We start from the raw sequence: 20,919 nt of genomic DNA, 5'->3' as shown, positions 1-20,919 counted from the left end.
GATGCGCGGCTGTTCTGAAGGTGATCTCACGTTTTCGGCGCGCCGGGCGTTTTCAGGATGTGACCATGCCGCCTTTCGAGCCGATCGTGACCGTCTACGGCCCCATGGTGCTGCCCGTCGTGCCCTGCCACCGAGTCGTACGGTCCGACGGCAGCCTCGGCGGGTACGCCGGCGGCAACCATGCCGAACACGCCCTTCTCACGTTGGAGGCGACACCATGAACGCCATCACCGCCACGTCGCGCACAGCGGGACGGAACACCGCCGCAAGGGACAGGTTCGCCGAGCGGGTCGCCGCCGCGGACTGGGACGCGGTCACCGGCGAGGTCGGCGAATACGGATGCGCGCTGCTGCCTCAACTGCTCACGCCCGCCGAATGCTCCGACCTGGCGGGACTGTACGACCAGCCGGAACTGTTCCGCTCCACGGTCAGCATGCGACGGCACCGGTTCGGCGAGGGGGAGTACCGCTACTTCGACCGCCCCTTCCCCGAGGCCGTCCAGCGACTCCGCGAAGAACTGTATGTGCGGTTGCTGCCCATCGCCCGCGACTGGTACGGCAAGCTCGGCCGCGACGCCGAATGGCCCGACACCCTGGCTGAATGGCTGGAGATCTGCCACAGCGCCGGCCAGGGCAGACCGTCTCCGATCCTGCTGCGCTACGAGGCTGGCGGCTGGAACGCGCTCCACCGCGACATCTTCGGCGAGAAGGTCTTCCCTCTCCAGGTCGTCGTCAATTTGAACGCCCCGGCCGAAGACCACACCGGCGGTGAGTTCCTGCTCGTCGAACAGCGCCCTCGGGCGCAATCCCGCGGAACGGCGGTACTCATCCCTCAGGGCCACGGCCTGATCTTCACCACCCGAGACAGGCCCGTGCCGTCCGCACGAGGCTGGTCCGCCGCACCGGTACGCCATGGCGTCTCCACCGTCCGCACCGGTCGCCGGCACACCCTCGGCCTCGTCTTCCACGACGCCACATGACCCACATCCGCACACGAGCCAGAAAGGATCAGCGTGATGAAGAAGGGCAAGATGTACACGCTGATAAACGGCCCGGCCTTGTTCCGGCGGTAACCGCCGAGCATGCCGGGCGCCGCGCTCTCATAGAGGCGACGGTCCGCGCCCGTCCTACCGCGAGAGGCGCGATCGACGGCGCATCAGTGCCCAAATCATCAACGCGGCTGCTATGAGGCCGGGTCCACTGTGCACTGCGACGACCCCTGCGAGGCTGGGACCGCCCCAGTCGTTTCGGTATGTTGCCGGGTCGGACATGTCGATGACGAACGGTTCTGCGATGGCGCGGACGATCAGGTAGGCGCCCAGGATGAAGCCAAGAACCCCAACGACCTTACGCATGCCCTCAGCGTACGTTCGTGATCCGCCCAGTGGGCGGTTGCGGACCTCGCGCGCCAGCGGGCTTGGCCGCATCGATCTGGTCCTCGACGTGCCGGAGGATACGGGCGTCTTCGCGCTACGGCGCGACCGTCACCAGTTTGCGGTTGAGGAATTCGCCGATGCCCAGTTCTGACAGTTCACGTCCGAATCCGGAGTTCTTGACCCCTCCGAAGGGCAGGCTCGGCGAGTCGGCGAAGCAGGAATTGATGTACACCATGCCGGCCTCGATCCGGGTCGCCACCTGTTGGGCATGCTCGACGTCGGCATCGAAGACGTAGCCGCCCAGGCCGAACCTCGTGGCGTTGGCCAGCTGAATCGCTTCTTCCTCGGTGTTCACGACGTAGAAGGACAGCACTGGTCCGAAGGCTTCTTCCTGATAGAGCGGGTTGTCCTCGCCGATGTCCGTGATGATCGTCGGTTCTAGATAGAACCCGGGGCGGTCGACGCGGTTGCCGCCGTGGACGATTCGAGCACCCGCGGCCTCAGCGTCCTCGATCAGCCGAAGCAGTCCCTCCAGGGCGCGTTCACTGGACAGGGGGCCGACCAGAGTGGCCTCGTCCTTCGGGTCACCCACCTTGATCGCGGCAAAGCGCTCCTTCAAGGCGGCCAGCATCTCCGTGCCCAGGCCGAGCACTTCTTCTCCGAGGAGGGCGGGTACGCCCAAATCCAGGGCACCCGGCCATCCACGCTCGCTGCGGGACTGTCCGATTCGCCCGCCGGGCTGGCCGCGTGGATCGTGGAGAAGTTCCGGGCATGGAGCGACTGCGGCGGCGACGTCGAGTCGGTCTTCAGCAAGGACGAACTGCTCACCGACATCACCCTCTACTGGCTGACCAACTCCATCGCCACCTCCACTCGCCTGTACTACGAGACCATGCACACCGAGGGCATGCTCGGCAGGTTTGTGCCCGGGTACGTCGGCACGCCGACCGGGTTCGCCTCCTTCGCGAAGGACAACTTCACGCCGCCCGAGGAATGGGTACGGCGCTGCTACCGCCTGACCCGGTTCACCGAGTTCGACCGAGGCGGCCATTTCGCGGCGTTGGAGCGGCCGCATGAGCTGGTCACCGAGATCCGCGAGTTCTTCCGCCCGCTACGCGCCTGACCAGAACGGAGCGGCCGGGATGGTCGGCCCAGTGCCGTACGACGGGCAACGGCGGTCGGCGCGTGCCCCCAACTCGTCGAACACGATCCACGGCGGCTGCGTTTCGACGCCCGGTTTCAGTAGACGATGGACACGATCTGGCAGACGGCTTCGGCAAGCTGACGATCCCCCCGGATGCGCGCGCGTGTCAGGGCGGTACTGGGCTCGATGCCACGCGTGCACAAGCGCCAGGCCGTCTCCGAGTCCAGCGTCACCGATGCCGCCGGCTGCCCGTTGGGCGCCGCGGCCAGTGACCATCGGCCCTTCATCGCCGTCACGTTCCAGATGCCGCCGACCGGACCGCTGATGGCCACCTGCACCTGCGTCCCGACGGCTGCGGAGGTGCCGCGCATCGTGTGGGGCAGGGCCCGCATGAAGGTGTCCAGGACCGTGGCGAGGGCCCGAGGGTCCGGATCCGTGCGGCGGCCGGTGGCATGGCGGATCTGCTGGCGGTGCGTCCAGTACTCGGTGAACTCCCGTGCGATGTCCAGCCATGTGGGTGCCGGGTCTGCCCCTGCCCAGGACACTCCCAGGCCCGCCGTACCGAGGTCGGTGGACTCGAATCGACGGTTGACCTGGTCACCTGCCAGTTCTAGGGCGTCGATGAGCTCGGCCGGGCTGTGGCCGGTGTGGAGGTCGATCCAGTCCTGGTTGACGCGATGGATGAACGTTTCCAGGGTCTCGCCGGGTGCGAAGGCGGGCCGAAATCCGTCTGTGCTCCAGCCGAGTCGGCCGCGGTAGTCGCCGAGGATGTGTGCGGCAAGGTTCTGCACGCTCCAGCCTGGTACGGCCGTCTGATTCCATTCGGCCGCTGACAGTGCGCGCAGCAGGTCCAGGAGCGAGGTCAGCTCCGGCCCGAACAGGGGGCGGGCGTCGATCGGTGTGCCGAGCCAGGAGGTGTCGGACACGCCGTTGGTCTGGGGACTCATGTGCGGAGCCTGACAGCCTGCGGGCCCGGCCTGCCATCCGATATTCGGCCGCGCTGCCTATGCGAGCACGGCATTGATGGTGTGGTGGCCTATTTCCGCTATCAGCGGGTTGTCAGCGGAATGGGCCAGAAACGCGAGCGACAGCGCGAGCGCCCAGCCTCGCGCTCGTGCCCAGATGTGGTCGTCGGGCACATACTCGGCCGCCGCCCGATAGGCGTTCTGGAAAGCATCGTGGCATTCGGTGGGCAGGAGCATCCAGGCCACGGACAAGTCCGTGGCAGGGTCGCCGGAGGTGATGTCACCGAAGTCGATCACACCGCTGATGCGGCCGTGGTGCACCAGGATGTTGGCGGGGTGAAGGTCGCCGTGCACCCACGACGGGGGCCTGCCCCACGTCGGTGCTGCGGCCGCGGCCTCCCATACGCGCATCACGGCCCCGTGGTCGACCAGGCTGCCCAATACGCTCAGGTTCTGGGTGACCGTCGCGCCGCGGTCCGCGAGCGGGACACCGCGGTAGGGGTTCATGGGGGCGTCCGGTGCGGCGGGAGTGTGCAAGGCCGCCAGAAACCCGGCAAGGCTGACCGCTGCGTCTCGCAGGTCGGCCGGCGGCTTCCGCGCGGCAATCTCCCCGGGCAGGAACGGGACGATGCTCCACGGCCACGGGTAGTCGAGGTCCGGTTGCCCGTTCCGCACCGGCGCGGGTACGGGCAGAGGCAGCCGAGGCTCAAGAACGGGGAGCCACCGCTGTTCGTGCACGAGCAACCTGGCGGCCACCTCACGTCTCGGCAGCCGGGCGACCAGCACGTCGCCGATCCGGCACATGACGTTGTCCCACCCGTTCGCCATCACTTCGACAGGCAGGTGAGCAAGGTCGGGTTGCTGGGCGGCCAAGAGCCGGCGAACCAGACCGGGGGAGACGTCGACCTCGGCGGCAGGCATGCGGTGAGGACCCACCCCGCGACCCTAACCGACTGAATGGCCGGAGCTGCCATTGATCGGTTACATCGCCGGGCAGGCCCGGCGTTGTCCGGGACACCATGCCGGGCGTCGCGCGGAAGAGTCTCACCCGGAGCCCGGGGTGATCACGCCGATCTCGTAGGCCAGGATCACCGCGTGCACGCGGTCGCGCAGGAACAGCTTCGCCAGGACGTGGCTCACATGGGTCTTCACCGTTTCCTCTGAGACCACCAGCCGGGCGGCGATTTCGGCGTTGGAATGGCCTCTCGCCAGCAGTTCGAGCACCTGGCGCTCTCTCCCCGTAAGGGTCTCGACAGCCGGCGGGGCCTTCTTCGACGGGCGTGGGCGGGCGGCGAACTCAGCGATCAGCCGCTTGGTGATCGAGGGGGCGAGCAGGGCCTCCCCGGAGGCGACGACCCGTACGGCGCCCACCAGGTCGTCGCGGCGCACGTCCTTGAGCAGGAAGCCGCTGGCGCCCGCACGTAGTGCCTCATAGACGTAGTCGTCGAGGTCGAACGTGGTCAGCATCAGCACCTTGACGGGATCGGCCACGTCGGGGCCGGCGAGCCTACGGGTGGCCTCCAAGCCGTCCATCCGAGGCATGCGGATGTCCATCAGAACCACGTCGGGGCGCAGCCTGCGGGCGGCCTCGACCGCCTCCAACCCGTCGGCGGCCTCCCCGACCACCTCCATGTCCGGCTGGGCCCCAAGGATCATGCGGAAGCCGTCCCTGACGATCCCGTGGTCGTCGGCGACCATAATCCTGATGCTCACTTCGCGTCTGCCCCCGGTGCTCATCCGCCACGGTAAGAAATGATGATCACCCTCTGGTGCTGCCGAGTGGCAGCCGGGCCATGACGGTGAAGCCTCCTTCGGGATCCGGCCCCGCGGTCAGTTCGCCACCGAACAGGTGCGCCCTCTCCCGCATGCCGATCAGGCCGTTCCCGCCGTTCGGTCCGCCGTCGTCTCCGCCACCGCGCTCCGGCCCTGCGGCGTGCCCGTCGTCGCGCACCTCGATGCGCAGCTCCTGCCGGCCGTAACGGAGATGGACGCGAACCGGTACCTTGCCCGCGTGCTTGACCGCGTTGGTGAGCGCCTCCTGCACGATTCGGTACGCCGACAGGTCGACTCCGGCGTACAGCGGGACGGGCTCGCCCTCGATGTCGAGCGTCGCCGGCAGACCGGCCTGCCGTACCTGCTCGACGAGACCGGGCAGCTCCGCCACACCCGGCTGCGGCACGAGGGCCGGCTCGGGTCCGTCCGTCTCCTCGCGCAGCACGCTGAGCAGGCGGCGCATCTCGACCAGTGCCCGCCTGCCCGTTTCCGCGATCGTGTCGAACGCCCGTAGCGCCCCTCGCACGTCGTGCTCCGCCGCAACCGGCCCCGCTTCGGCCTGGACCACCATCATGCTGACGTGGTGGGCTACCACGTCGTGCAGTTCCCGGGCGATGCGGGCTCGCTCGGCGGTCACTGCGCGCCTTGCCTCGAAGTCACGCTCCCGCGCCAGCCAGATCGCTCTCGCCTCGAGGTCGGCGGTGCGCACACGGCGGATGCGCCCACTGTCGCCCAGCACCCACGCGCTGCCGAGCAGCAGCGCGCCGAACGTGAAGTCGAGGAAGTCGCTGTCGGTCGCGGGAAGCACGGTGATGACCACGATACTGATCGCGGTCAGCACGCCCACGACCATGGAGACCCGCCTCCCGCACCACGCGGCGATGCTGTAAATGGCGACCACGCCGGCGAGCGGAACGGGCGTCACCAGGTCCGGCAACGCCGTGGCCCCGTAGGCGGCGGCCGCCGCCCCGATGGCCAGGTTGACCCCGAGGGGGTAAGCCCGCCGCCAGGCCAGCGGCAGGTTGATGAGTAGGACGAACGCCACCGCGAGCGGCCCCGGAGCAGGCATGTGCTCATCGCGCGACTGGAAGACGAGCGCGATGAGCGAGACGACGGCGAGCAGCACGCCGAGCAGCGCGTCGGCGATCAGCGGGCGGGCCCTGATCCACGCCACGACGCTGAGGAGCTGACGCGTCTGCATGCGATCAAGTATGCGGCCCGTGCCCTCAGCAATGCCTCCCCAGCAAGAGGGATCCTCGGGCGTTCGTCGCTCGGCGCCGGCCGTTCCACGTCCGTCTCCACAGACACCGGTATGGCGGCGGCAGATCGGGGGGTAGGCGCCTGTGGACCGCCTCCCTCTCAGGAGTGAGCCCGGCCGGGTGACTCCCCCCGACGGGGGAGGCCAGAGTTGGCGAGCGCAGGGGATCCGGCAGCCGTGGCCCACCGTCTACCTTCCTCGTGTCGGCATCCCGCCGATGACCTATGAACTCCCGGGCCACGACGGCGGTCGCGCCGGCCCGGCATCCCCTCGGAGGTCCTCAAGTTGATCAATTCCGACCTGGGCCCGCCGCCTGCCGGCGCCTCAGTGCCCGCCACAGGCCCGGCGAAGTTCGCCACAGTCCCGGTGGCGGCGTTCGCCTACGTTCCGGTGGTGGCGATCGTGTCCGCATTGGCCGGGGTGCTGACTGCGCTCTCCTGGCGTTACGGCTTCCACCGCGACGAACTGTACTTCCTGGTCGCCGGAGATCATCCCGCCTGGGGATACGTGGACCAGCCCCCGCTGACCCCGATCGTGGCCAGGGCGACCACCGCGGTCTTCGGGGACACCCCGGCCGGGCTGCGGGTCGCCTCGACGCTCGCCTGCGCGGTGACGGTGCTGGTGGTGGCCCTGGTGGCCAGGGAATTGCGCGGGGGGCGGCGAGCGCAGGTGATCGCCGCGTTCTCCGCGGCGACGTCGGTATTCGTCTTGGCGGTCGGTCACATGGTGTCCACGTCGACGTTCGACATGCTGGCGTGGGTGGTGATCGCATGGCTGGCGTTGCGGCTGCTGCGCACCGGCGACGGTCGCCTCTGGGTCGCGATGGGCGCGGCCGTCGGCCTCGCCCTGGAGAACAAGTATCTGGTCGGCATTCTGGTGGCAGCCCTGCTCGTGGCTCAGCTGGCACTGGGACCGCGCCAGGTGCTGCGCAGCCGGTGGCTGGGAGTCGGGGTGGTCATCGCAGCCGTAGTGGCCGGGCCCAACCTGTGGTGGCAGGCCGCGCACGGGTGGCCGGAGTTCACCGTCGCAAGTGGGATCAGTGCCGACGATGGGCTTGAGAACCGCTTGTTGTTCCTCCCCATGCAGATCGTGTACCTGTCCCCATTGTTCGTGCCGATCTGGATCGCGGGGTTCCTGCGTCTGTGGCGCGATCCCGAACTGCGATGGGCGCGTGCGATGGCGCTGGCCTATCCGCTTCTCTGTGCCTTGGTGCTCCTGGCCGGCGGCAAGCCGTACTACGCGCTTCCGCTCCTTTTGGTGTTGCTGGCGGCCGGCTGTGAACCGGTGGCCAGATGGATGCGAGACCGGCGACGCGTATGGACGGTTGTCGCCGCCGGTGCCGTCACAATCATGGTGAGCGGTCTGTTCTCGCTTCCGGTACTGCCGCCGAACGCGCTGTCGGTGGTGAACGCGATCAACAAGGAGCAGGGTGAGCAGGTCGGGTGGCCCGAACTCACCTCTGCGGTAGCGGCCCAGTGGGCCGCCATCCCCGCCGAGCAGCGCTCCCGAGCCGTGATCTTCACCGCCAACTACGGCGAGGCGAGCGCGTTGGTCCGGTACGGCCCCCGGTACAACCTGCCGATGCCCTACTCCGGCCATATGAGCTACGCCGACTGGGGGCCACCCTCTGACGCGGCCGACGGGCCGGTGCTGGTGGTGGGCCTGCAGGGCGACGACGCCAGCGAGCAGTTCTTCACCGGCTGCCGGCAGGTGGGCCGCGTGGACAACGGGGAGGGCGTGGACAACGAGGAGCAGAATGCTCAGATCGCACTGTGCTCCGGCACGGCCAAGCCCTGGTCGGCGCTGTGGTCTGGATTGCGGCATTATTAGCGCCCGCTGCCGCGACGGTGCGCTCGTCTATATGCACGGCCACCGTCACCGTCGTACCGGTCGCCCTTTGAGGGGGGGAGCCCCCGTGTCTGTCCTGTTCGGAGCCTCACCCACCCCCTGACGGCGGCGAAATGCACTCGCTCGTTCCACCGGGGGCCCGCTAGCGTCACGCGGATGAGCAACGTTTCTCTGCCTCTGCTCTGGCTGTCGGGGCCTACGGGTGTCGGGAAGTCCACGGTTGGCTGGGAGGTGTTCGCGCAGCTGAGTCGTGCCGGCGTCAAGACGGCGTTTGTCGACGCTGACCAGATCAGCCTGTGCTACCCCATGCCAGAGGGGGTGACGCATCGCCTCCGCGCGCGGAATCTGGCTGCGATGTGGCCGAATTTCCTGCAGGAAGGGGTGCAGTGTCTGGTCCTCGCGGGCTTCGTCGACACTCCCGAGGAGGTTCGTGAGTACACCGCCCTTCTTCCTGAGGCCACGTTCACCGTGTGCCGACTGCGCGTCGACAGTGCTGAACTCAAGGAACGGTTCCTCGCGCGGGGATGGCGTCCTGATCTGGTAGAGGAGGCGGTCGTTGAAGCGGAAACGCTGGAACGCAGTGACTACGCCGACGTGTGCGTGGATACGGGCGGCTTAGCGGTGTCCGAGACTGCCCGGCTGGTCTGTGAGCGTGTGGGGGGATGGCCGGGCATCCTCCCCGCCGCGACGGTCCACCGTGTCGTTGACCGGGAGAACCCCCCGACCTCGGTGGATGCCGCACCCGTTTCCGTGCCGGTACCCGTGCTGTGGCTGTGCGGTGCTACGGCGGTTGGGAAGTCGACGGTCGGCTACGAGATCTTCATGCAGGTCTACCGGACCGGCGTGCGTGCCGCCTATGTCGATGTGAAGCAGATCGGTGCGCTGCGTCCCGTCGCGGACGACGACGTGGACAGCCATCGCCTCAAGGCCCGCAACCTTGCGGCCGTCTGGGCAGGGCACCGCGCGGCGGGTGCCCAATGCCTGGTCGTCTCCGGGGAGGCCGGCTCCGACGACATCGTCCGCGGCTACGCCGAGTTGCTGCCCGGAACGGCCTTGACCGTGTGCCGCTTGCATGCGGGGCCGGAAACGCTGGCCGAGCGCGTCGCGCAGCGTGGCCGGGGAGGCGGGCCGGCCCTCCCGGGTGATGGGCTGAAAGGGCTGAACTCGGACACCCTGCACCGTATCGCCGAACGAGCGGCGTTCGAGGCCAGGGCGCTCGACAGCGCCGGGACAGGTGATCTGCGTGTTGACACCGACGGTCGGTCGGTGAAGGAGGTGGCCGCGGACGTACGGGCTCGCGGCGGCAACTGGCCGAATCTCTTCTCCTGAACGCAGTCCTCCAGAGCAGGGTCAGCCGCCACTGGACAGCGAATTCAAGCGACACACCGCCGGTCTACCCATCGGCGAGACTCTTGCGAAACGCGACCCCTTCGGTACTCCGTCAACGTCACCGGGACGTTTGACGTGGCCATCTCGGGTCATGATCGACGAATGGAGTCGGGGGGAATAGATCACGTGCTCGCCCGGGCGCGGCGGGGGCTGCAGCGCTTGACCGCCGTTCAGGCCTATCACGCGGTACGGCGGGGGGCTCTGCTCGTCGACACGCGACCGGAGTTCCAGCGGGCCGCCGACGGCGAGATCCCGGGTGGATTCCAGTCCTGGCGCACCTCGGGCCTGCCCGTTGTACACCCGCCCGTCCCGACAGCTCCCCGGCGCCCGGGCACCTGAGCCGGCCCGGGGCTGCGCGCGGCCCTCAGCTGAGCTGTTCGGCCAGGCCGACGATGATGCCCTCGGGGCCGCGGACGTAGCAGAGCCGATAGCTGTCCTCGTACTGCGCCAGTTCGCCGACGAGTTCGCCGCCGTGGGTGCGCAGGCGGGCAACGACGTCCTCGATGTCGTCGACGGCGAACATGATGCGACGAATGCCCAGCGTGTTCGCCGGTGCGTCCTTCGGCTCGGCGCTGACCGTCTTCGGCGTGTGGAACATCGCCAGCTCGATTCGGCCGTGGCCGTCCGGGGTCCGGAGCATTGCGATGTCCTGCCGGACGTCGTCGATCCCGATGACACGCTCCACCCAACGTCCCTCGACCGGCGACTTGCCCTCCAGCTCCATGCCGAGTTCGACGAAGAACGAAATGACACGGTCGAGGTCGTCGACAACGATGAGGACGTTGTCCATCCGCTGGATCGTCACGCTGGGTCTCCTTGGTGTGGTGCGACCCGGTGGCCGCATCCACCCCTGAGACGGAGCTGCCAGGCCGTTCTCGACATCCTCTGCGACATCTTCTTCGAGAACCTCTTGACGTGTCAGCGCTCGACGGCGGGTCAGGGTCCGATGCCGTTGAGGTAGGCGAGGACGGCCAGCACGCGTCGGTTGATGTCGTTCGAGGCCGCGAGGTCGAGCTTGGCGAAGATCGTGGTGGTGTATTTGCTGACCGAGCCCTCGCTGAGGAAGAGGCGCTGGGCGATGATGGCATTGGAATAGCCCTCGGCCATCAGGGCGAGCACGTCGAGCTCGCGCGGGTTCAGGCGGCTCAGCGTGCTCTCGCGCCCGGTGCCGGCCAGCAGTTGCGAGATCACCTCGGGGTCCATGGCGGTGCCCCCGGCGGCGACCCGCCGTACCGCGTCGACGAACTGCTCGGCGTTGAAGACACGGTCTTTGAGCAGGTAGCCGACGCCGCCGGTGCCGTCGGCGAGTAATTCGCGGGCGTAGAGCTGCTGGACGTACTGCGAGAGCACCAGCACGGGGAGGCCGGGCATCTCCCGGCGGGCCTCCAGCGCGACTCGCAGGCCCTCGTCGGTGAAGGTGGGCGGCAGCCGCACGTCGACCACGGCCACGTCGGGGTGGTGCTCGGCCAGGGCGTCGGCGAGTTCGGGGCCGCTCTCCACGGCCGCGACGACCTCGAGACCGTGGGCCTGGAGGAGCCGGGACAGCCCGTCTCTCAGGAGGTAGAGGTCCTCGGCGAGGACAACGCGCACGGGATCTCCATCGTCAGTTCGGTCGGACCACCACGGGGGCTGTCCACGATCACGTTACCGTCGAAGACACCGAGCCTGCGCTGCAGCCCCCGCAGGCCCGAGCCGCGCGAAGGGTCGGCGCCGCCCTGGCCGTCGTCGCGCACGACGATGCGCAGCAACTCGCCGTCGTGCCGTATCTCCACCTGCGCGTGACGTGCGCAGGCGTGCCGGACTACGTTGGTGAGCGCCTCGGACACCGCGAAATAGGCGGCGGACTCGAGCGGCGGCTCCGGTCTGCCGGACAGATCGGCCTGGACGGTGACGTCCAGCGGGTTCTCCAGGGCCATCAGGCGCAGCGCGTCGCCGAGGCCGCGTTCGGCCAGTACCGGCGGGTAGATTCCGTGCACCAGGTCGCGCAGCTCACGCAGCGCGGCGGCCGAGCTTTCGCGGGCCTCCGCGAGGAGCGGGGCGACGGCTGGGGGGTCGGTCCGCAGCAACTGCTCGGCCGCACCGAGCGTCATGCCGATCGCCACCAGCCTGGCCTGGGCGCCGTCGTGCAGGTCGCGCTCGATTCGGCGCAGCTCGGCGGCCTGCGCGTTGATCGCGTCGGTGCGGGTCTCGGTGAGGCGCTCGACGCGGCGGGCGAGCCACGCCTGTCTGGTGGGGGCCAGCAGCGCCCGGGTCCAGCGCGCGTGCGCGCGCACGGCCGAGGGCGCCGCGGCGACCCCGAGGAGCAGGATGGCCGCTCCGGCCAGCGTGGCGAGCAGAGCCGTGGTGGTGGAGCCGCCGTGGATGACGCCGTATCTCGCCAACTCCGGCAGGTCGGCGCCATTCCAGGGGAGCCACGCCAGCACCGCGCTCGCCAGCCCGTAGGCGACCAGCGCGGCGGGCGCCAGCGCCAACACGCCGCCGACCACCGGATCGACCAGCAGCCAGAGCATGTCGCGCCAGCTCGCGGGGTCGCGGAAGAACCAGTTCGTGTAGAGCGAGGCCTTGGCCGCCCAGCGCGAGCGATGGTAGTCGTACCCGGTCCAGTACCACCCGTGCTCGGCCTGCTTGAGCGCCGGGCGGGGCAGGTAGGGGGCCGGGATCTCGACGCCGCCCCAGCGACCGGCCAGCTTACGACTCAGCCCGGCGAGTCGGCGGCCGAGGACGAACATCATCAGCAGCGTCAGGGACACCACGCCGGCGTAGCCGTCGGCGACGACGAGAACCGGGAGCAGGGCCAGCACGGTCGCCACCGGTTTCAGACCGGTGAGCAGCAGGCCGCGGGTCAGTGCCACGCCGTGCGCGCGGGCCGGCGCCCAGATGTTCACCACAGCCCCAAGTGTGCCGTCCCCCGCTGAGGTGAGCGTACCCACCTGGGCCCCGCGATCAAGTGGGTCCAGCCCCACCCGGGACGGTGGCTAACGGGATACCGGCAGCCAGTGCTTGATCCGTAGCGTCATCCACATCACCGCAACACACTGCGAAAGGTTCAGGACGATGACCGCTCAGCACACCGCCCCCGCTACCGTTCCCGCCTCCGTCACCGCTGGTCCCGCCGCCGGGTCCGACGTCTTCGCCAATCCTGTCCCGGTTCCGATTCCCACTCCTGCCCCTGCCGCCGTCGATGCCCCGACGCGATGGACCTTCACGCTGCTCCGGGCCAACGTCGGCCTCAGCGTGGGCTTTCTCGGTCTGGCGTTCCTCTTCCGCGAGGGTCTCGACCCCGTGGTGTGGATCCGGGCGGCCGGCGTGCTGCTGCTGGCGCTGCTGTCGCTGCGCTGGGCTGCCAGGATGCGTGACGGCGCCCGCTCGGCGTGGATGCGCATGCTGTGGGTGTCGGTGGTCGGTCCGATCGGCATCGCCGCCCTGGTGCTGCTGCCCGGCCCGTACCCGATGTGGGCCCGCGTGGAGCAGGCCGTGCAGGGACTGCTGCTGCTGGGCGTCGCCTGGAGCGTCACCCGCCCGCAGGTCCGTGCCCGGATCGTCAAGGCCCCGGGGAAGAAGAAGCGCTGAGCCGAGCCGGCCGTACCGCGTCGGCCTCGCCCACGCCGAAGCGGCTGCAACCGGCTGCGACCGGCACTACCCCAGCTGGTCGCGGCGGCGTGTCAGGTAGGCGGTCTCGGCGGTGTTGCCTGCAAGCTCGATGGCTTTGCCGTACGCCGCGCGCGACTTCTGACTGCGGCCCAGCCGGCGCAGCAGGTCGGCGCGGGTCGCATGGTAGGCGTGATCGCCGCCAACTTGGCGGCGCACCTCCTCTCGGCGGGACGAGAACACGGGGGACTCGTCCCGGCTGGCCGTGCTCGCAGGCTGCCACATCCGCGACGCCGAGCTGGTGCAGTTCCACCCGTCGGGTCTCATCGCACCCGAGAACGCGGCGGGCACCCTTGCTTCCAAAGCGCTACGGGGGGAGGGCGGAATCCTGCCCGTCATCGGCTGGCAGCGCCTTCCAGCAGGGGCTGGACCGGCCACGAGTCGACCCGGGCGGCGTGCGCTCCAGAATTTTTCGCTGGAGCTGTCACATGCCGGAGGGTTGTCCTGTCTTAACTGGCGACCGGCGGCGATCAAGTGCCCCGGCGGACAAGAAGGCTCATCATGAAGATCGTGGTAATTGGCGGGACCGGCCTCATCGGGTCGAAGCTCGTGACAAAGCTGGGGGAGCACGGCCACGAAGCGGTGGCGGCGGCGCCGAGCACCGGGGTCAACACCCTCACCGGCGAAGGGCTGGCCGAGGTGCTGGCGGGCGCGCAGGTGGTGGTCGACGTGTCGAACTCTCCGTCGTTCGAGCGGGCCGCGGTGCTGCAGTTCTTCGAGACCTCCACGCGTAATCTGCTCGCGGCGGAGGCGGCGGCGGGTGTCGGTCACCACGTCGCGGTGTCGGTTGTGGGCACGGAGAAGATGCCGGAGAACGGCTACTTCGCGGCGAAGATCGTTCAGGAGAAGCTGATCGAGAATTCGTCGATCCCGTTCTCGCTCGTGCACGCGACTCAGTTCTTCGAGTTCGTCCGCGGCATCGCGGACGAGGCCACGGACGGCGACAAGGTGCGGATCGCGCCCGTGCTCTTCCAGCCCATGGCGGGCGAGGACGTCGCTCAGGCGGTCGGCCGGGTCGCAGTCGGGACGCCGCTGAACGGCAGGGTGGAGGTGGCCGGGCCCGAGCAGTTCCGGATGGACGAGTTCTTCCGTACGGCCCTGGCCGCCTGGGGCGACCCGCGTGAGGTGGTCACCGACCCGCAGGCGCGCTACTTCGGCAGCGTGCCGGGCGAGCGCACGCTGGTGCCCGGTGACGGCGCCACCCTCGGCCAGATCCGATACCGCGACTGGCTCGACCGGACCGCCACCGGAAAGTAGATCAGCGACAGGTGGCTCCATGCCCACGGCATGACCGCAAGAGGCGACCGGCGGACAACAGGAGCCCGGCCGATCCTGCTGGAACCGATGCCGACCGCATGCGGGGCCGCCGCGCGGCTGTTCGGACTACATCGCGGCCCGCCATCGGGCCGGTCCCGCCTCCGCCCTGGCGACTCGCCAGGGCGGGCGCTTCGCCCGCCTGTTCGTCTCCGGGCAGATCTGCCTGCGGGCGATCCACGCCTTCAGCCGGCCCCCCGAACACACATCCCAGCCATGCATGGAGGAACGATGAACGCCACGAGCGGCGAAGACGGATTTCTGTACGAGCTCGAGATCGAGGTCGAAGAGGAGGTGACCCTGGTCGAGTCGAGCCGTGCGGAGGAGGTCATGAACCTGCCTGTCACCGACTGGCAGTTCGATCCGACGGACGTCGAGCGCGAGGAGGTCGGCCTGCGTGGCCTACTCGGCGCCGTCGAGGCGCTGGAGGGCGACCACCGGCCAGATGATCCGCGCGTGTGACGAGCCCCGGCACCCGCCCGGCGCCGGTGAAATCCACCCCTTCAGACAGCCGAGGCAAGACACCGGAGGAAAGACACCATATGAATCACATAGAGCAGCAAGGGTCGGCCGTTCCGGGTTCGTCGGTGCGGATCGACACGCTCGACGGCCTTCGTGAGCATCTGCAGTGGGCGATCGAGTTGGAACATGCGACGTTGCCGCCTTACTTATGTGCGTTGTATTCGCTGGACCCGGAGCGGAATCCGGAAGCCGTGGATGTGGTGGGCGGCGTCTTCGTCGAGGAGATGTTGCATCTGACGTTGGCGGCGAACCTGTTGAACGCCGTCGGGGGCCGCCCGCGGCTGGACATGCCGGGGATGTTGCCGTCGCATCCGCGGCGGCTGCCGCATGGCGATCGGTCTTTGGAGTTGTCGCTGCTTCCCTTCGGCGGGGAAGCGCTGGAGATGTTCTTGCGGATCGAGCGGCCGGCGCCGCCTGGTGCTGCGGCGGAGGGCGAGGACTACGAGACGATCGGGCAGTTCTACGACGCGATCGAACAGGGATTACGCCATCTGTGCGACCGGCTCGGGGAGCGGGAGGTCTTCAGCGGTGATCCGGTTCGCCAGGTGGACGCCGGTCACTTCCGGCACACCGCGGGGCGGTTGATCGCGGTCACGGATCTGGCGTCGGCGCTGGCGGCGTTGGAGGAGATCGTCGAGCAGGGCGAGGGTACGGCCCGCGGCGAGGTCTGGGACGGCGACCAGGACGTCTTCCATCCTGATCGGGATGAGGTGGGGCACTTCTACCGGTTCCAGGAGCTCAAGGTGGGCCGGCGGTACCGGCGCGGCGACACGCCTCAGTCCGGCCCCACCGGCGAGGCGATCTGCGTGGATCTCGCCGGCGTCCGTCCGATGAGACGCAACCCGAGGCTGGCCGATCATGCCGTGGGCAGTGCGATCCGCACGGCTCAGGAAGAGTTCAACCACACTTACTGCGGCCTCCTTCACCTGCTGGAACAGGCGTTCAACGGCAGCCCGAAGCTGCTCGCCGTCGCCACCGGCACCATGTACGCGCTCAAGGCCCAAGCCCAGGCCCTGATGCGGATGCCGGACGAGGACGGCACCGCGGCCGGGCCGACCTTCGAATACGTCGCCCCCGACCTGCGCCGGTAGAGCGTCGGCGACCGGTGGCGGATCGTCGTGCTCCGGAACGCCCGTACGTCGTGTCCGGCGGTGTTCCCCCACGGCGTGAACGCGGGATCCGCCGGGAGCTCGACTCGCGCGAGCAGTACCGGGCCGGGGCGCACTGGCCGACCATCAAGAATCACGAGCAGAGAAGGCACATCATGAGCAGACACATCCTTGAGCCGTCCGCCCAGGAGCTGGCGAAGGCGACGTCGAAGCCGCCCTTCCTGTACGAGCTTGGCACCGACGGCGCCCGCAAGGTCCTGGACGACCTGCAGGCCGCACCGATCGACAAGCTCGACGTCGCGGAGAAGTGGATCACGGTTGCGGCCGAGGTCGGCGACGTGCGGGTGCGCATCGTCAAGCCCGCCGGAGCGGCCGGGACGCTGCCCGTCGTCCTTTACGTCCATGGGGGCGGATGGGTGCTGGGGAACGCCGGCACGCACGACCGGCTGGTGCGCGAGCTGGCCGTCGGCGCCCAGGCCGCAGTGGTGTTCGTGGAGTATGACCGTTCGCCCGAGGCCCGTTACCCGGTGGCGATCGAGCAGGCGTACGCCACCGCGCAATGGATCACGCGGCACGGCGCGAAGGAAGGGCTGGACGCCTCCCGGCTGGCGGTGGCCGGCGACTCGGTCGGCGGCAACATGACCGCCGCGCTGACCATCCTGGCCAAGCGGCGAGGCGACGTGACCTTCGTGCATTAGTCGCTGTACTACCCGGTCACCGACGCCGCACAGAACACCGACAGCTACCGCGAGTTCGCCGACGGCCCCTACCTGACCGCAAACGCCATGGCCTGGTTCTGGGACGCCTACACCATTGACCCCGCCCAGCGTGCCGAGATCACCGCCTCACCGCTACGCGCCACCCTTGCCGATCTCGAAGACCTGCCGCCGGCGTTCGTCGTTGTGGACGAGAACGACGTGTTGCGCGACGAGGGTGAGGCTTACGCCCGCAAGCTGATCGCGGCGGGGGTGCCTACCATCAGCGTCCACTACAACGGCACGCTGCATGACTTCATGATGCTCAATCCCGTCCGCTCGACCGCGGCGGCAGGCGCCGCGATCGCGCAGGCCATCGAGGTACTTAAGACTGCTCTGACCTCTGGAAAGGTGAATTCATGACCATTACCGAACAGCCCGTTGTCGTCCTGGTCCATGGTGCGTTCGCTGAGTCGGCGAGTTGGAATCGTGTCATCCAGCGTTTGCACGGCCGTGGGCTGTCGGCGGTCGCGGTGGCGAACCCGTTGCGGAGTGTGGAGGGTGACGCGGCCTACGTGCGTGACGTGATCGCCGGGCTGGGCCGGCCAGTTGTTCTGGTCGGCCATTCCTATGGGGGCGTGACCGAGCGGGCGCTGACTGATGGGCTGACGGTGGGCGAGCCGGGTTGGCGTGCCAAGCCGTCGTGGTTCGTTCATGGTGATCGCGATCTCAACATTCCGGCCGCGGCGCTGAGGTTCATGGCCGAACGCGCCGGCTCGCGGGGAACTCGTGAGCTCGCGGGTGCCTCCCACGCCGTCGGGGCGTCTCAGCCCGAGGCGGTGGCCGCCGCCGTCTTCGACGCCGTCGGCCACGTACACGACTGACCGAAGCCGGGCGTGGTCGGGCACGCGACGAATGAGAAAGCTGCCCGACCACGACGGACGACACACGCTAGGCCCCACGCTACGGCGAGACCGCGTGATGGATCGCCGTCCGAGTGCCATCGATGGATGACTTGCTCCAACGCAGTCGTGCATGAGCGATCCGTACCTCGGCACGGCCGTCACTCCCGCACCCAAGGCCGCCGTCGCCTGGTCAAGCGTCCCCTCGGGTCGACTCACGGTCATTACGCAACATGAGGTTGCGGGTCGCCGGTGTGACCGTTAGAGTCACACGCAACCGATGGTTGCTTATTGGGGGGCTGTGGTGGAGTTCGGAAAGTTGGAGCGCGAGATCCGCGTCGACGCGGCACCGGAGATCGTGTTCGATGTGGTGAGTCGTCCTGAGCACATCAAGATGTGGTGGTCCGACGACGCGTCGTTTGAGCCCGCGCCAGGCGCGGTCGGCGAACTGGTGTGGGGCGACCACGCGGGGGTCGAACCGATCACGGTGGTCGACGTGGATCCGCCCCGCAGGTTCGCGTTCCGCTGGATCGCTCCCGATGGTCGGCTGCCCGGTGCAGACAACTCTCTCCTGGTCACCTTCGAGCTCGAGCCCTGCGGTGACGGCACGATTGTGCGCCTGACTGAGAGCGGCTGGCGAGAGAAGGGCTGGGAAGCCGCTGTGCTCGAGGATGCCTTCCACGACCACGAACGCGGCTGGGACATGTTCCTGCCCCGACTGCAGGGCTACGCCACTTCCGTGGTGGCGCGATGAGCGTCGCCGTCGACGACGAATCATTCGGACGAATCAATCACCTTTGGAGGACACATATGAGCGGGTTGCTGCTTGGCGACAAGAACGCTGTGATCTATGGAGGCGGGGGCGCGATCGGCGGCGCAATCGCACGGGTATTCGCCCGGGAAGGTGCGAGGGTCTTCATCGCCGGGCGGACGCAGGCGAAGCTCGACGCCGTGGCGCGTGATATCGCCGCCACGGGCGGAACGGTCGAGACCGCACAGGTTGACGTTCTCGATCAACAGGCGGTCGAAGAGCACGCCGATGCGATCGCGGCGAAGACCGGCGGCATCGACATCGCCCTCAACGCCGTGAGTGTCATGCACGACCAGGGGACTTTGCTGGCGGACCTCTCGCTGGAGGAGTTCATGCGGCCGATTGATGGCTTTCTGCGGACGTTGTTCATCACCAGCAAGGCTGTGGCACGGCACATGGGTCGCGAGCGTCCTGGCGTCATCCTGACTTTGTCCGAGCCGGGTTCCAAACTGGCTGTGGGCGGCATCTTGGGGCACAGCGTGAGCGCGGCCGGCAAGGAGGCCTTCTCGCGGGTTCTGGCCGCGGAGCTGGCACCCGGCAACATCCGGGTGATCTGCATCCGTCCACACGCCGTCGTCGACGCGCCGGCGGCGGGCTCCTACACCACGGACCTCTTCAAGCAAACCGCGGCAGCGGCCGGGCAGTCGGTCCAGGAAATGCTCGAAGGCGGGGGGATGGTCCAGGGGACGCTTCTCAAGAGGCTGCCTACGCTCTCTGAAATCGCAGAGACGGCCGCGTTCCTGGCTTCGGATCGAGCTGGAGCCATGACCGGGACAATCGCCAATCTGTCCGCCGGCGCACTTGTCGACTGAGGCCGCCATGTCTGATCAGGCCGACAAGGCCAAGCTGCTTCGTTCCCTGCACATCCCGGGCGCTCCGCTGGTGCTGCCCAATGCCTGGGACGTGGGCAGCGCCCGCGCCGTCGTCGACGCGGGCTTCCCGGTGGTCGCGACCGCGAGCAACGCGATCGCCGCCGCTCTGGGCTACGACGACGGTGAGGGCGCCCCGAGCAAGGAGATGATGTTCGTCGCCCGACGCATCGCAGCCTCTGTCGACGTGCCGGTCACCGTCGATGCCGAGGCCGGCTACCGGATGGCGCCGGAGGAGCTGGTCGAACTGCTGAATGGGATCGGAGCCGTCGGCTGCAACATCGAGGACAGTGATCACGCCAACGGCGGCCTGATCGACGTCGATGTCCGCGCCACCTACATCGCGCGGATGCGCGCAGCCGCCGACCGTATCGGGGTGCCGCTGGTCATCAATGCCCGGATCGACTCTTTCTTCCCCACCTCGCCTCTGGCCGAGGAGCAGAAGCGTGCCGATGCGATCAGCAGGGCTGAGGCGTACTGGTCGGCCGGCGCCGATTGTGTGTTCCCTCCCGGAGCCGGGCCGGACGACCTCCGGGCCGTCGTCGCCGAGGTCGGCGCGCCGGTGAACGCTGGTCTTCCGCTGAAAGGCGGGTCGCTGGACGAGCTCCGCGCAATCGGTGTGGCCCGGGTCTCCGTGGGGCCCCAGCTGTACCGCAGCGCACTCGACCACCTGCACACCGATCTCCAGTCTCTCTTCGAGGCACGGAAGTGACGGACCAGCTCGACTTCTCCCACAAGCCGACGCTCCACGGAGACCTCGTCGACCTCCGCCCGGTACGCGCCGGCGACGCACTCATTCTCAACGTGGAGTTGGACGACCCCGAAGTGGCGGTCCTCACCGGCAGTGTCAACAGCAGAACCGCACCCGCCCCCGCCTACGAAGCCGACGAGCTCGAGCGGATCTACCAGGCCTGGTCCACAGCGCGCGACCGGATGGTGTGGGTGGTGCTCGAGCGCAGCACCTGCCGGATCATCGGCGAGGCGGTCCTCAACGATCTCGACTCGGCGAACCGGTGGTGCAACTACCGGATCTGGCTTGCCGCCCGAGGAAGGGGCTATGGGACCGAGGCCACCCGCCTGGTCCTCGACTACGCCTTCGAGGTGGTCGGGCTCAACCGGGTCGAGCTCGAGGTGTTCGACTTCAACCCTCGTGCGCGACGTGTGTATGAGAAGGCCGGGTTCCGGCACGAGGGCACCCGTCGACAGGCGCTGCTGATGGATGGCGAGTGGGTCGACGCGCACGTCATGTCGGTCATCGCCGCCGACCGGAAACCGCGGCGGCAGGTGCCATGAGCGA

General features: G+C 68.6%; 26 protein-coding genes and 1 pseudogene. 17 read left to right on the top strand and 10 right to left on the bottom strand.

Features of this window, described 5'->3' with window-relative positions:
• Positions 1–65: 65 nt before the first annotated feature.
• The gene (locus Psi02_RS33145; RefSeq protein ID WP_203979783.1) at positions 66–221 is read left to right on the top strand and encodes an MGMT family protein; all 156 of its coding nucleotides are present in this window, start codon (positions 66–68) and stop codon (positions 219–221) included.
• Entirely contained in the window at positions 218–979 is a 762-nt protein-coding gene (locus Psi02_RS33140; RefSeq protein ID WP_203979782.1) for a 2OG-Fe(II) oxygenase, read from the top strand. The genes Psi02_RS33145 and Psi02_RS33140 overlap by 4 nt, the downstream gene beginning before the upstream one ends.
• 147 nt (positions 980–1,126) lie before the next feature.
• Here Psi02_RS33140 and Psi02_RS33135 read toward each other — a convergent pair whose 3' ends face one another.
• Together Psi02_RS33135 and Psi02_RS33130 are read right to left on the bottom strand one after the other, a co-directional pair.
• Complete coding sequence (locus tag Psi02_RS33135; protein WP_203979781.1) at positions 1,127–1,354, bottom strand: hypothetical protein; 228 nt, start codon at positions 1,352–1,354, stop codon at positions 1,127–1,129.
• 115 nt (positions 1,355–1,469) lie between these two features.
• Positions 1,470–2,027 carry an aldehyde dehydrogenase family protein gene (locus Psi02_RS33130; protein ID WP_203979780.1) on the bottom strand — a complete coding sequence of 186 codons (558 nt, stop codon included), beginning with the start codon at positions 2,025–2,027 and terminating at the stop codon, positions 1,470–1,472.
• A gap of 102 nt (positions 2,028–2,129) precedes the next feature.
• On the opposite strand from Psi02_RS33130, the gene Psi02_RS33125 reads away from it, so the two are divergent.
• On the top strand, positions 2,130–2,498 hold the full coding sequence (locus tag Psi02_RS33125) for an alpha/beta fold hydrolase (RefSeq protein ID WP_203979779.1): 369 nt from the start codon (positions 2,130–2,132) through the stop codon (positions 2,496–2,498).
• A gap of 116 nt (positions 2,499–2,614) precedes the next feature.
• Here Psi02_RS33125 and Psi02_RS33120 read toward each other — a convergent pair whose 3' ends face one another.
• From Psi02_RS33120 to Psi02_RS33105, 4 genes are all read right to left on the bottom strand, one after another.
• On the bottom strand, positions 2,615–3,466 hold the full coding sequence (locus tag Psi02_RS33120; RefSeq protein ID WP_239095369.1) for a maleylpyruvate isomerase family mycothiol-dependent enzyme: 852 nt from the start codon (positions 3,464–3,466) through the stop codon (positions 2,615–2,617).
• A gap of 57 nt (positions 3,467–3,523) precedes the next feature.
• The gene (locus tag Psi02_RS33115; protein WP_203979778.1) at positions 3,524–4,405 is read right to left on the bottom strand and encodes an aminoglycoside phosphotransferase family protein; all 882 of its coding nucleotides are present in this window, start codon (positions 4,403–4,405) and stop codon (positions 3,524–3,526) included.
• Positions 4,406–4,528: 123 nt separating this feature from the next.
• Positions 4,529–5,197 (bottom strand): response regulator, encoded by a 669-nt coding sequence (locus tag Psi02_RS33110; RefSeq protein WP_203979777.1) that lies wholly within the window; start codon positions 5,195–5,197, stop codon positions 4,529–4,531.
• A gap of 46 nt (positions 5,198–5,243) precedes the next feature.
• Entirely contained in the window at positions 5,244–6,458 is a 1,215-nt protein-coding gene (locus tag Psi02_RS33105) for a sensor histidine kinase (protein ID WP_203979776.1), read from the bottom strand.
• A gap of 342 nt (positions 6,459–6,800) precedes the next feature.
• On the opposite strand from Psi02_RS33105, the gene Psi02_RS33100 reads away from it, so the two are divergent.
• The 3 genes from Psi02_RS33100 (at position 6,801) to Psi02_RS33090 (ending at position 10,091) form a co-directional block, all read left to right on the top strand.
• On the top strand, positions 6,801–8,345 hold the full coding sequence (locus Psi02_RS33100; protein ID WP_203979775.1) for an ArnT family glycosyltransferase: 1,545 nt from the start codon (positions 6,801–6,803) through the stop codon (positions 8,343–8,345).
• A 174-nt stretch (positions 8,346–8,519) separates the two neighbouring features.
• A complete protein-coding gene (locus Psi02_RS33095) occupies positions 8,520–9,692 on the top strand; it encodes a P-loop NTPase family protein (RefSeq protein ID WP_203979774.1) in 1,173 nt (390 codons plus the stop codon).
• A 162-nt stretch (positions 9,693–9,854) separates the two neighbouring features.
• Positions 9,855–10,091 (top strand): hypothetical protein, encoded by a 237-nt coding sequence (locus tag Psi02_RS33090; RefSeq protein WP_203979773.1) that lies wholly within the window; start codon positions 9,855–9,857, stop codon positions 10,089–10,091.
• Between the two features lie 25 nt (positions 10,092–10,116).
• Here Psi02_RS33090 and Psi02_RS33085 read toward each other — a convergent pair whose 3' ends face one another.
• The 3 genes from Psi02_RS33085 to Psi02_RS33075 all read right to left on the bottom strand — a co-directional run bounded on the left by Psi02_RS33085 (position 10,117) and on the right by Psi02_RS33075 (position 12,640).
• Positions 10,117–10,542: a VOC family protein gene (locus Psi02_RS33085; RefSeq protein WP_203979835.1), complete on the bottom strand. Its 426-nt coding sequence runs from the start codon at positions 10,540–10,542 to the stop codon at positions 10,117–10,119.
• A 146-nt stretch (positions 10,543–10,688) separates the two neighbouring features.
• Entirely contained in the window at positions 10,689–11,342 is a 654-nt protein-coding gene (locus Psi02_RS33080; protein ID WP_203979772.1) for a response regulator transcription factor, read from the bottom strand.
• Positions 11,306–12,640 (bottom strand): sensor histidine kinase, encoded by a 1,335-nt coding sequence (locus tag Psi02_RS33075; protein WP_239095367.1) that lies wholly within the window; start codon positions 12,638–12,640, stop codon positions 11,306–11,308. The genes Psi02_RS33080 and Psi02_RS33075 overlap by 37 nt, the downstream gene beginning before the upstream one ends.
• A 166-nt stretch (positions 12,641–12,806) precedes the next feature.
• Between Psi02_RS33075 and Psi02_RS33070 the strand changes: the two genes are divergently transcribed.
• Positions 12,807–13,322: a hypothetical protein gene (locus Psi02_RS33070; protein ID WP_203979771.1), complete on the top strand. Its 516-nt coding sequence runs from the start codon at positions 12,807–12,809 to the stop codon at positions 13,320–13,322.
• Positions 13,323–13,388: 66 nt separating this feature from the next.
• Here Psi02_RS33070 and Psi02_RS33065 read toward each other — a convergent pair whose 3' ends face one another.
• Positions 13,389–13,667, bottom strand: a complete 279-nt coding sequence (locus Psi02_RS33065; protein ID WP_203979838.1) for a hypothetical protein — start codon at positions 13,665–13,667, stop codon at positions 13,389–13,391.
• On the opposite strand from Psi02_RS33065, the gene Psi02_RS41190 reads away from it, so the two are divergent.
• The 10 genes and pseudogenes from Psi02_RS41190 to Psi02_RS33015 all read left to right on the top strand — a co-directional run bounded on the left by Psi02_RS41190 (position 13,606) and on the right by Psi02_RS33015 (position 20,915).
• The gene (locus Psi02_RS41190) at positions 13,606–13,905 is read left to right on the top strand and encodes an FAD-binding protein (protein ID WP_203979770.1); all 300 of its coding nucleotides are present in this window, start codon (positions 13,606–13,608) and stop codon (positions 13,903–13,905) included. The genes Psi02_RS33065 and Psi02_RS41190 overlap by 62 nt on opposite strands.
• Complete coding sequence (locus tag Psi02_RS33055) at positions 13,902–14,657, top strand: SDR family oxidoreductase (protein WP_203979769.1); 756 nt, start codon at positions 13,902–13,904, stop codon at positions 14,655–14,657. The genes Psi02_RS41190 and Psi02_RS33055 overlap by 4 nt, the downstream gene beginning before the upstream one ends.
• A gap of 288 nt (positions 14,658–14,945) precedes the next feature.
• Positions 14,946–15,176, top strand: coding sequence for a hypothetical protein (locus tag Psi02_RS33050; RefSeq protein ID WP_203979768.1), 231 nt, complete (start codon positions 14,946–14,948; stop codon positions 15,174–15,176).
• Between the two features lie 80 nt (positions 15,177–15,256).
• Positions 15,257–16,327, top strand: coding sequence for a ferritin-like domain-containing protein (locus Psi02_RS33045; protein ID WP_203979767.1), 1,071 nt, complete (start codon positions 15,257–15,259; stop codon positions 16,325–16,327).
• A gap of 173 nt (positions 16,328–16,500) precedes the next feature.
• Positions 16,501–17,463: pseudogene (locus Psi02_RS33040) on the top strand (alpha/beta hydrolase).
• Positions 17,460–17,924 (top strand): alpha/beta fold hydrolase, encoded by a 465-nt coding sequence (locus Psi02_RS33035; RefSeq protein WP_203979766.1) that lies wholly within the window; start codon positions 17,460–17,462, stop codon positions 17,922–17,924. Before Psi02_RS33040 ends, Psi02_RS33035 begins: the two are co-directional and overlap by 4 nt.
• Before the next feature lie 322 nt (positions 17,925–18,246).
• On the top strand, positions 18,247–18,696 hold the full coding sequence (locus Psi02_RS33030) for an SRPBCC family protein (protein WP_203979765.1): 450 nt from the start codon (positions 18,247–18,249) through the stop codon (positions 18,694–18,696).
• Positions 18,697–18,752: 56 nt separating this feature from the next.
• Positions 18,753–19,565 carry an SDR family NAD(P)-dependent oxidoreductase gene (locus tag Psi02_RS33025; RefSeq protein WP_203979764.1) on the top strand — a complete coding sequence of 271 codons (813 nt, stop codon included), beginning with the start codon at positions 18,753–18,755 and terminating at the stop codon, positions 19,563–19,565.
• A gap of 7 nt (positions 19,566–19,572) precedes the next feature.
• Positions 19,573–20,334: an isocitrate lyase/PEP mutase family protein gene (locus Psi02_RS33020; RefSeq protein ID WP_203979763.1), complete on the top strand. Its 762-nt coding sequence runs from the start codon at positions 19,573–19,575 to the stop codon at positions 20,332–20,334.
• A complete protein-coding gene (locus Psi02_RS33015) occupies positions 20,331–20,915 on the top strand; it encodes a GNAT family N-acetyltransferase (protein WP_203979762.1) in 585 nt (194 codons plus the stop codon). Before Psi02_RS33020 ends, Psi02_RS33015 begins: the two co-directional genes overlap by 4 nt.
• Positions 20,916–20,919: the final 4 nt, after the last annotated feature.

Source organism: Planotetraspora silvatica, from assembly GCF_016863315.1.
Lineage (GTDB): Bacteria > Actinomycetota > Actinomycetes > Streptosporangiales > Streptosporangiaceae > Planotetraspora > Planotetraspora silvatica.
This window is presented reverse-complemented; position numbering and strand designations above follow the sequence as displayed.

Bases quoted from the DNA above. Each gene is read 5' to 3' on its own strand.
- Psi02_RS33055 (WP_203979769.1), top strand. From the start codon at position 13,902: ATGAAGATCGTGGTAATTGGCGGGACCGGCCTCATCGGGTCGAAGCTC.
- Psi02_RS33120 (WP_239095369.1), bottom strand. From the start codon at position 3,466: ATGAGTCCCCAGACCAACGGCGTGTCCGACACCTCCTGGCTCGGCACA.
- Psi02_RS33045 (WP_203979767.1), top strand. From the start codon at position 15,257: ATGAATCACATAGAGCAGCAAGGGTCGGCCGTTCCGGGTTCGTCGGTG.
- Psi02_RS33035 (WP_203979766.1), top strand. From the start codon at position 17,460: ATGACCATTACCGAACAGCCCGTTGTCGTCCTGGTCCATGGTGCGTTC.
- Psi02_RS33070 (WP_203979771.1), top strand. From the start codon at position 12,807: ATGACCGCTCAGCACACCGCCCCCGCTACCGTTCCCGCCTCCGTCACC.
- Psi02_RS33135 (WP_203979781.1), bottom strand. From the start codon at position 1,354: ATGCGTAAGGTCGTTGGGGTTCTTGGCTTCATCCTGGGCGCCTACCTG.
- Psi02_RS33020 (WP_203979763.1), top strand. From the start codon at position 19,573: ATGTCTGATCAGGCCGACAAGGCCAAGCTGCTTCGTTCCCTGCACATC.
- Psi02_RS33050 (WP_203979768.1), top strand. From the start codon at position 14,946: ATGAACGCCACGAGCGGCGAAGACGGATTTCTGTACGAGCTCGAGATC.
- Psi02_RS33025 (WP_203979764.1), top strand. From the start codon at position 18,753: ATGAGCGGGTTGCTGCTTGGCGACAAGAACGCTGTGATCTATGGAGGC.
- Psi02_RS33065 (WP_203979838.1), bottom strand. From the start codon at position 13,667: ATGAGACCCGACGGGTGGAACTGCACCAGCTCGGCGTCGCGGATGTGG.
- Psi02_RS33140 (WP_203979782.1), top strand. From the start codon at position 218: ATGAACGCCATCACCGCCACGTCGCGCACAGCGGGACGGAACACCGCC.
- Psi02_RS33095 (WP_203979774.1), top strand. From the start codon at position 8,520: ATGAGCAACGTTTCTCTGCCTCTGCTCTGGCTGTCGGGGCCTACGGGT.
- Psi02_RS33105 (WP_203979776.1), bottom strand. From the start codon at position 6,458: ATGCAGACGCGTCAGCTCCTCAGCGTCGTGGCGTGGATCAGGGCCCGC.
- Psi02_RS33090 (WP_203979773.1), top strand. From the start codon at position 9,855: ATGGAGTCGGGGGGAATAGATCACGTGCTCGCCCGGGCGCGGCGGGGG.
- Psi02_RS33145 (WP_203979783.1), top strand. From the start codon at position 66: ATGCCGCCTTTCGAGCCGATCGTGACCGTCTACGGCCCCATGGTGCTG.
- Psi02_RS33085 (WP_203979835.1), bottom strand. From the start codon at position 10,542: ATGGACAACGTCCTCATCGTTGTCGACGACCTCGACCGTGTCATTTCG.
- Psi02_RS33115 (WP_203979778.1), bottom strand. From the start codon at position 4,405: ATGCCTGCCGCCGAGGTCGACGTCTCCCCCGGTCTGGTTCGCCGGCTC.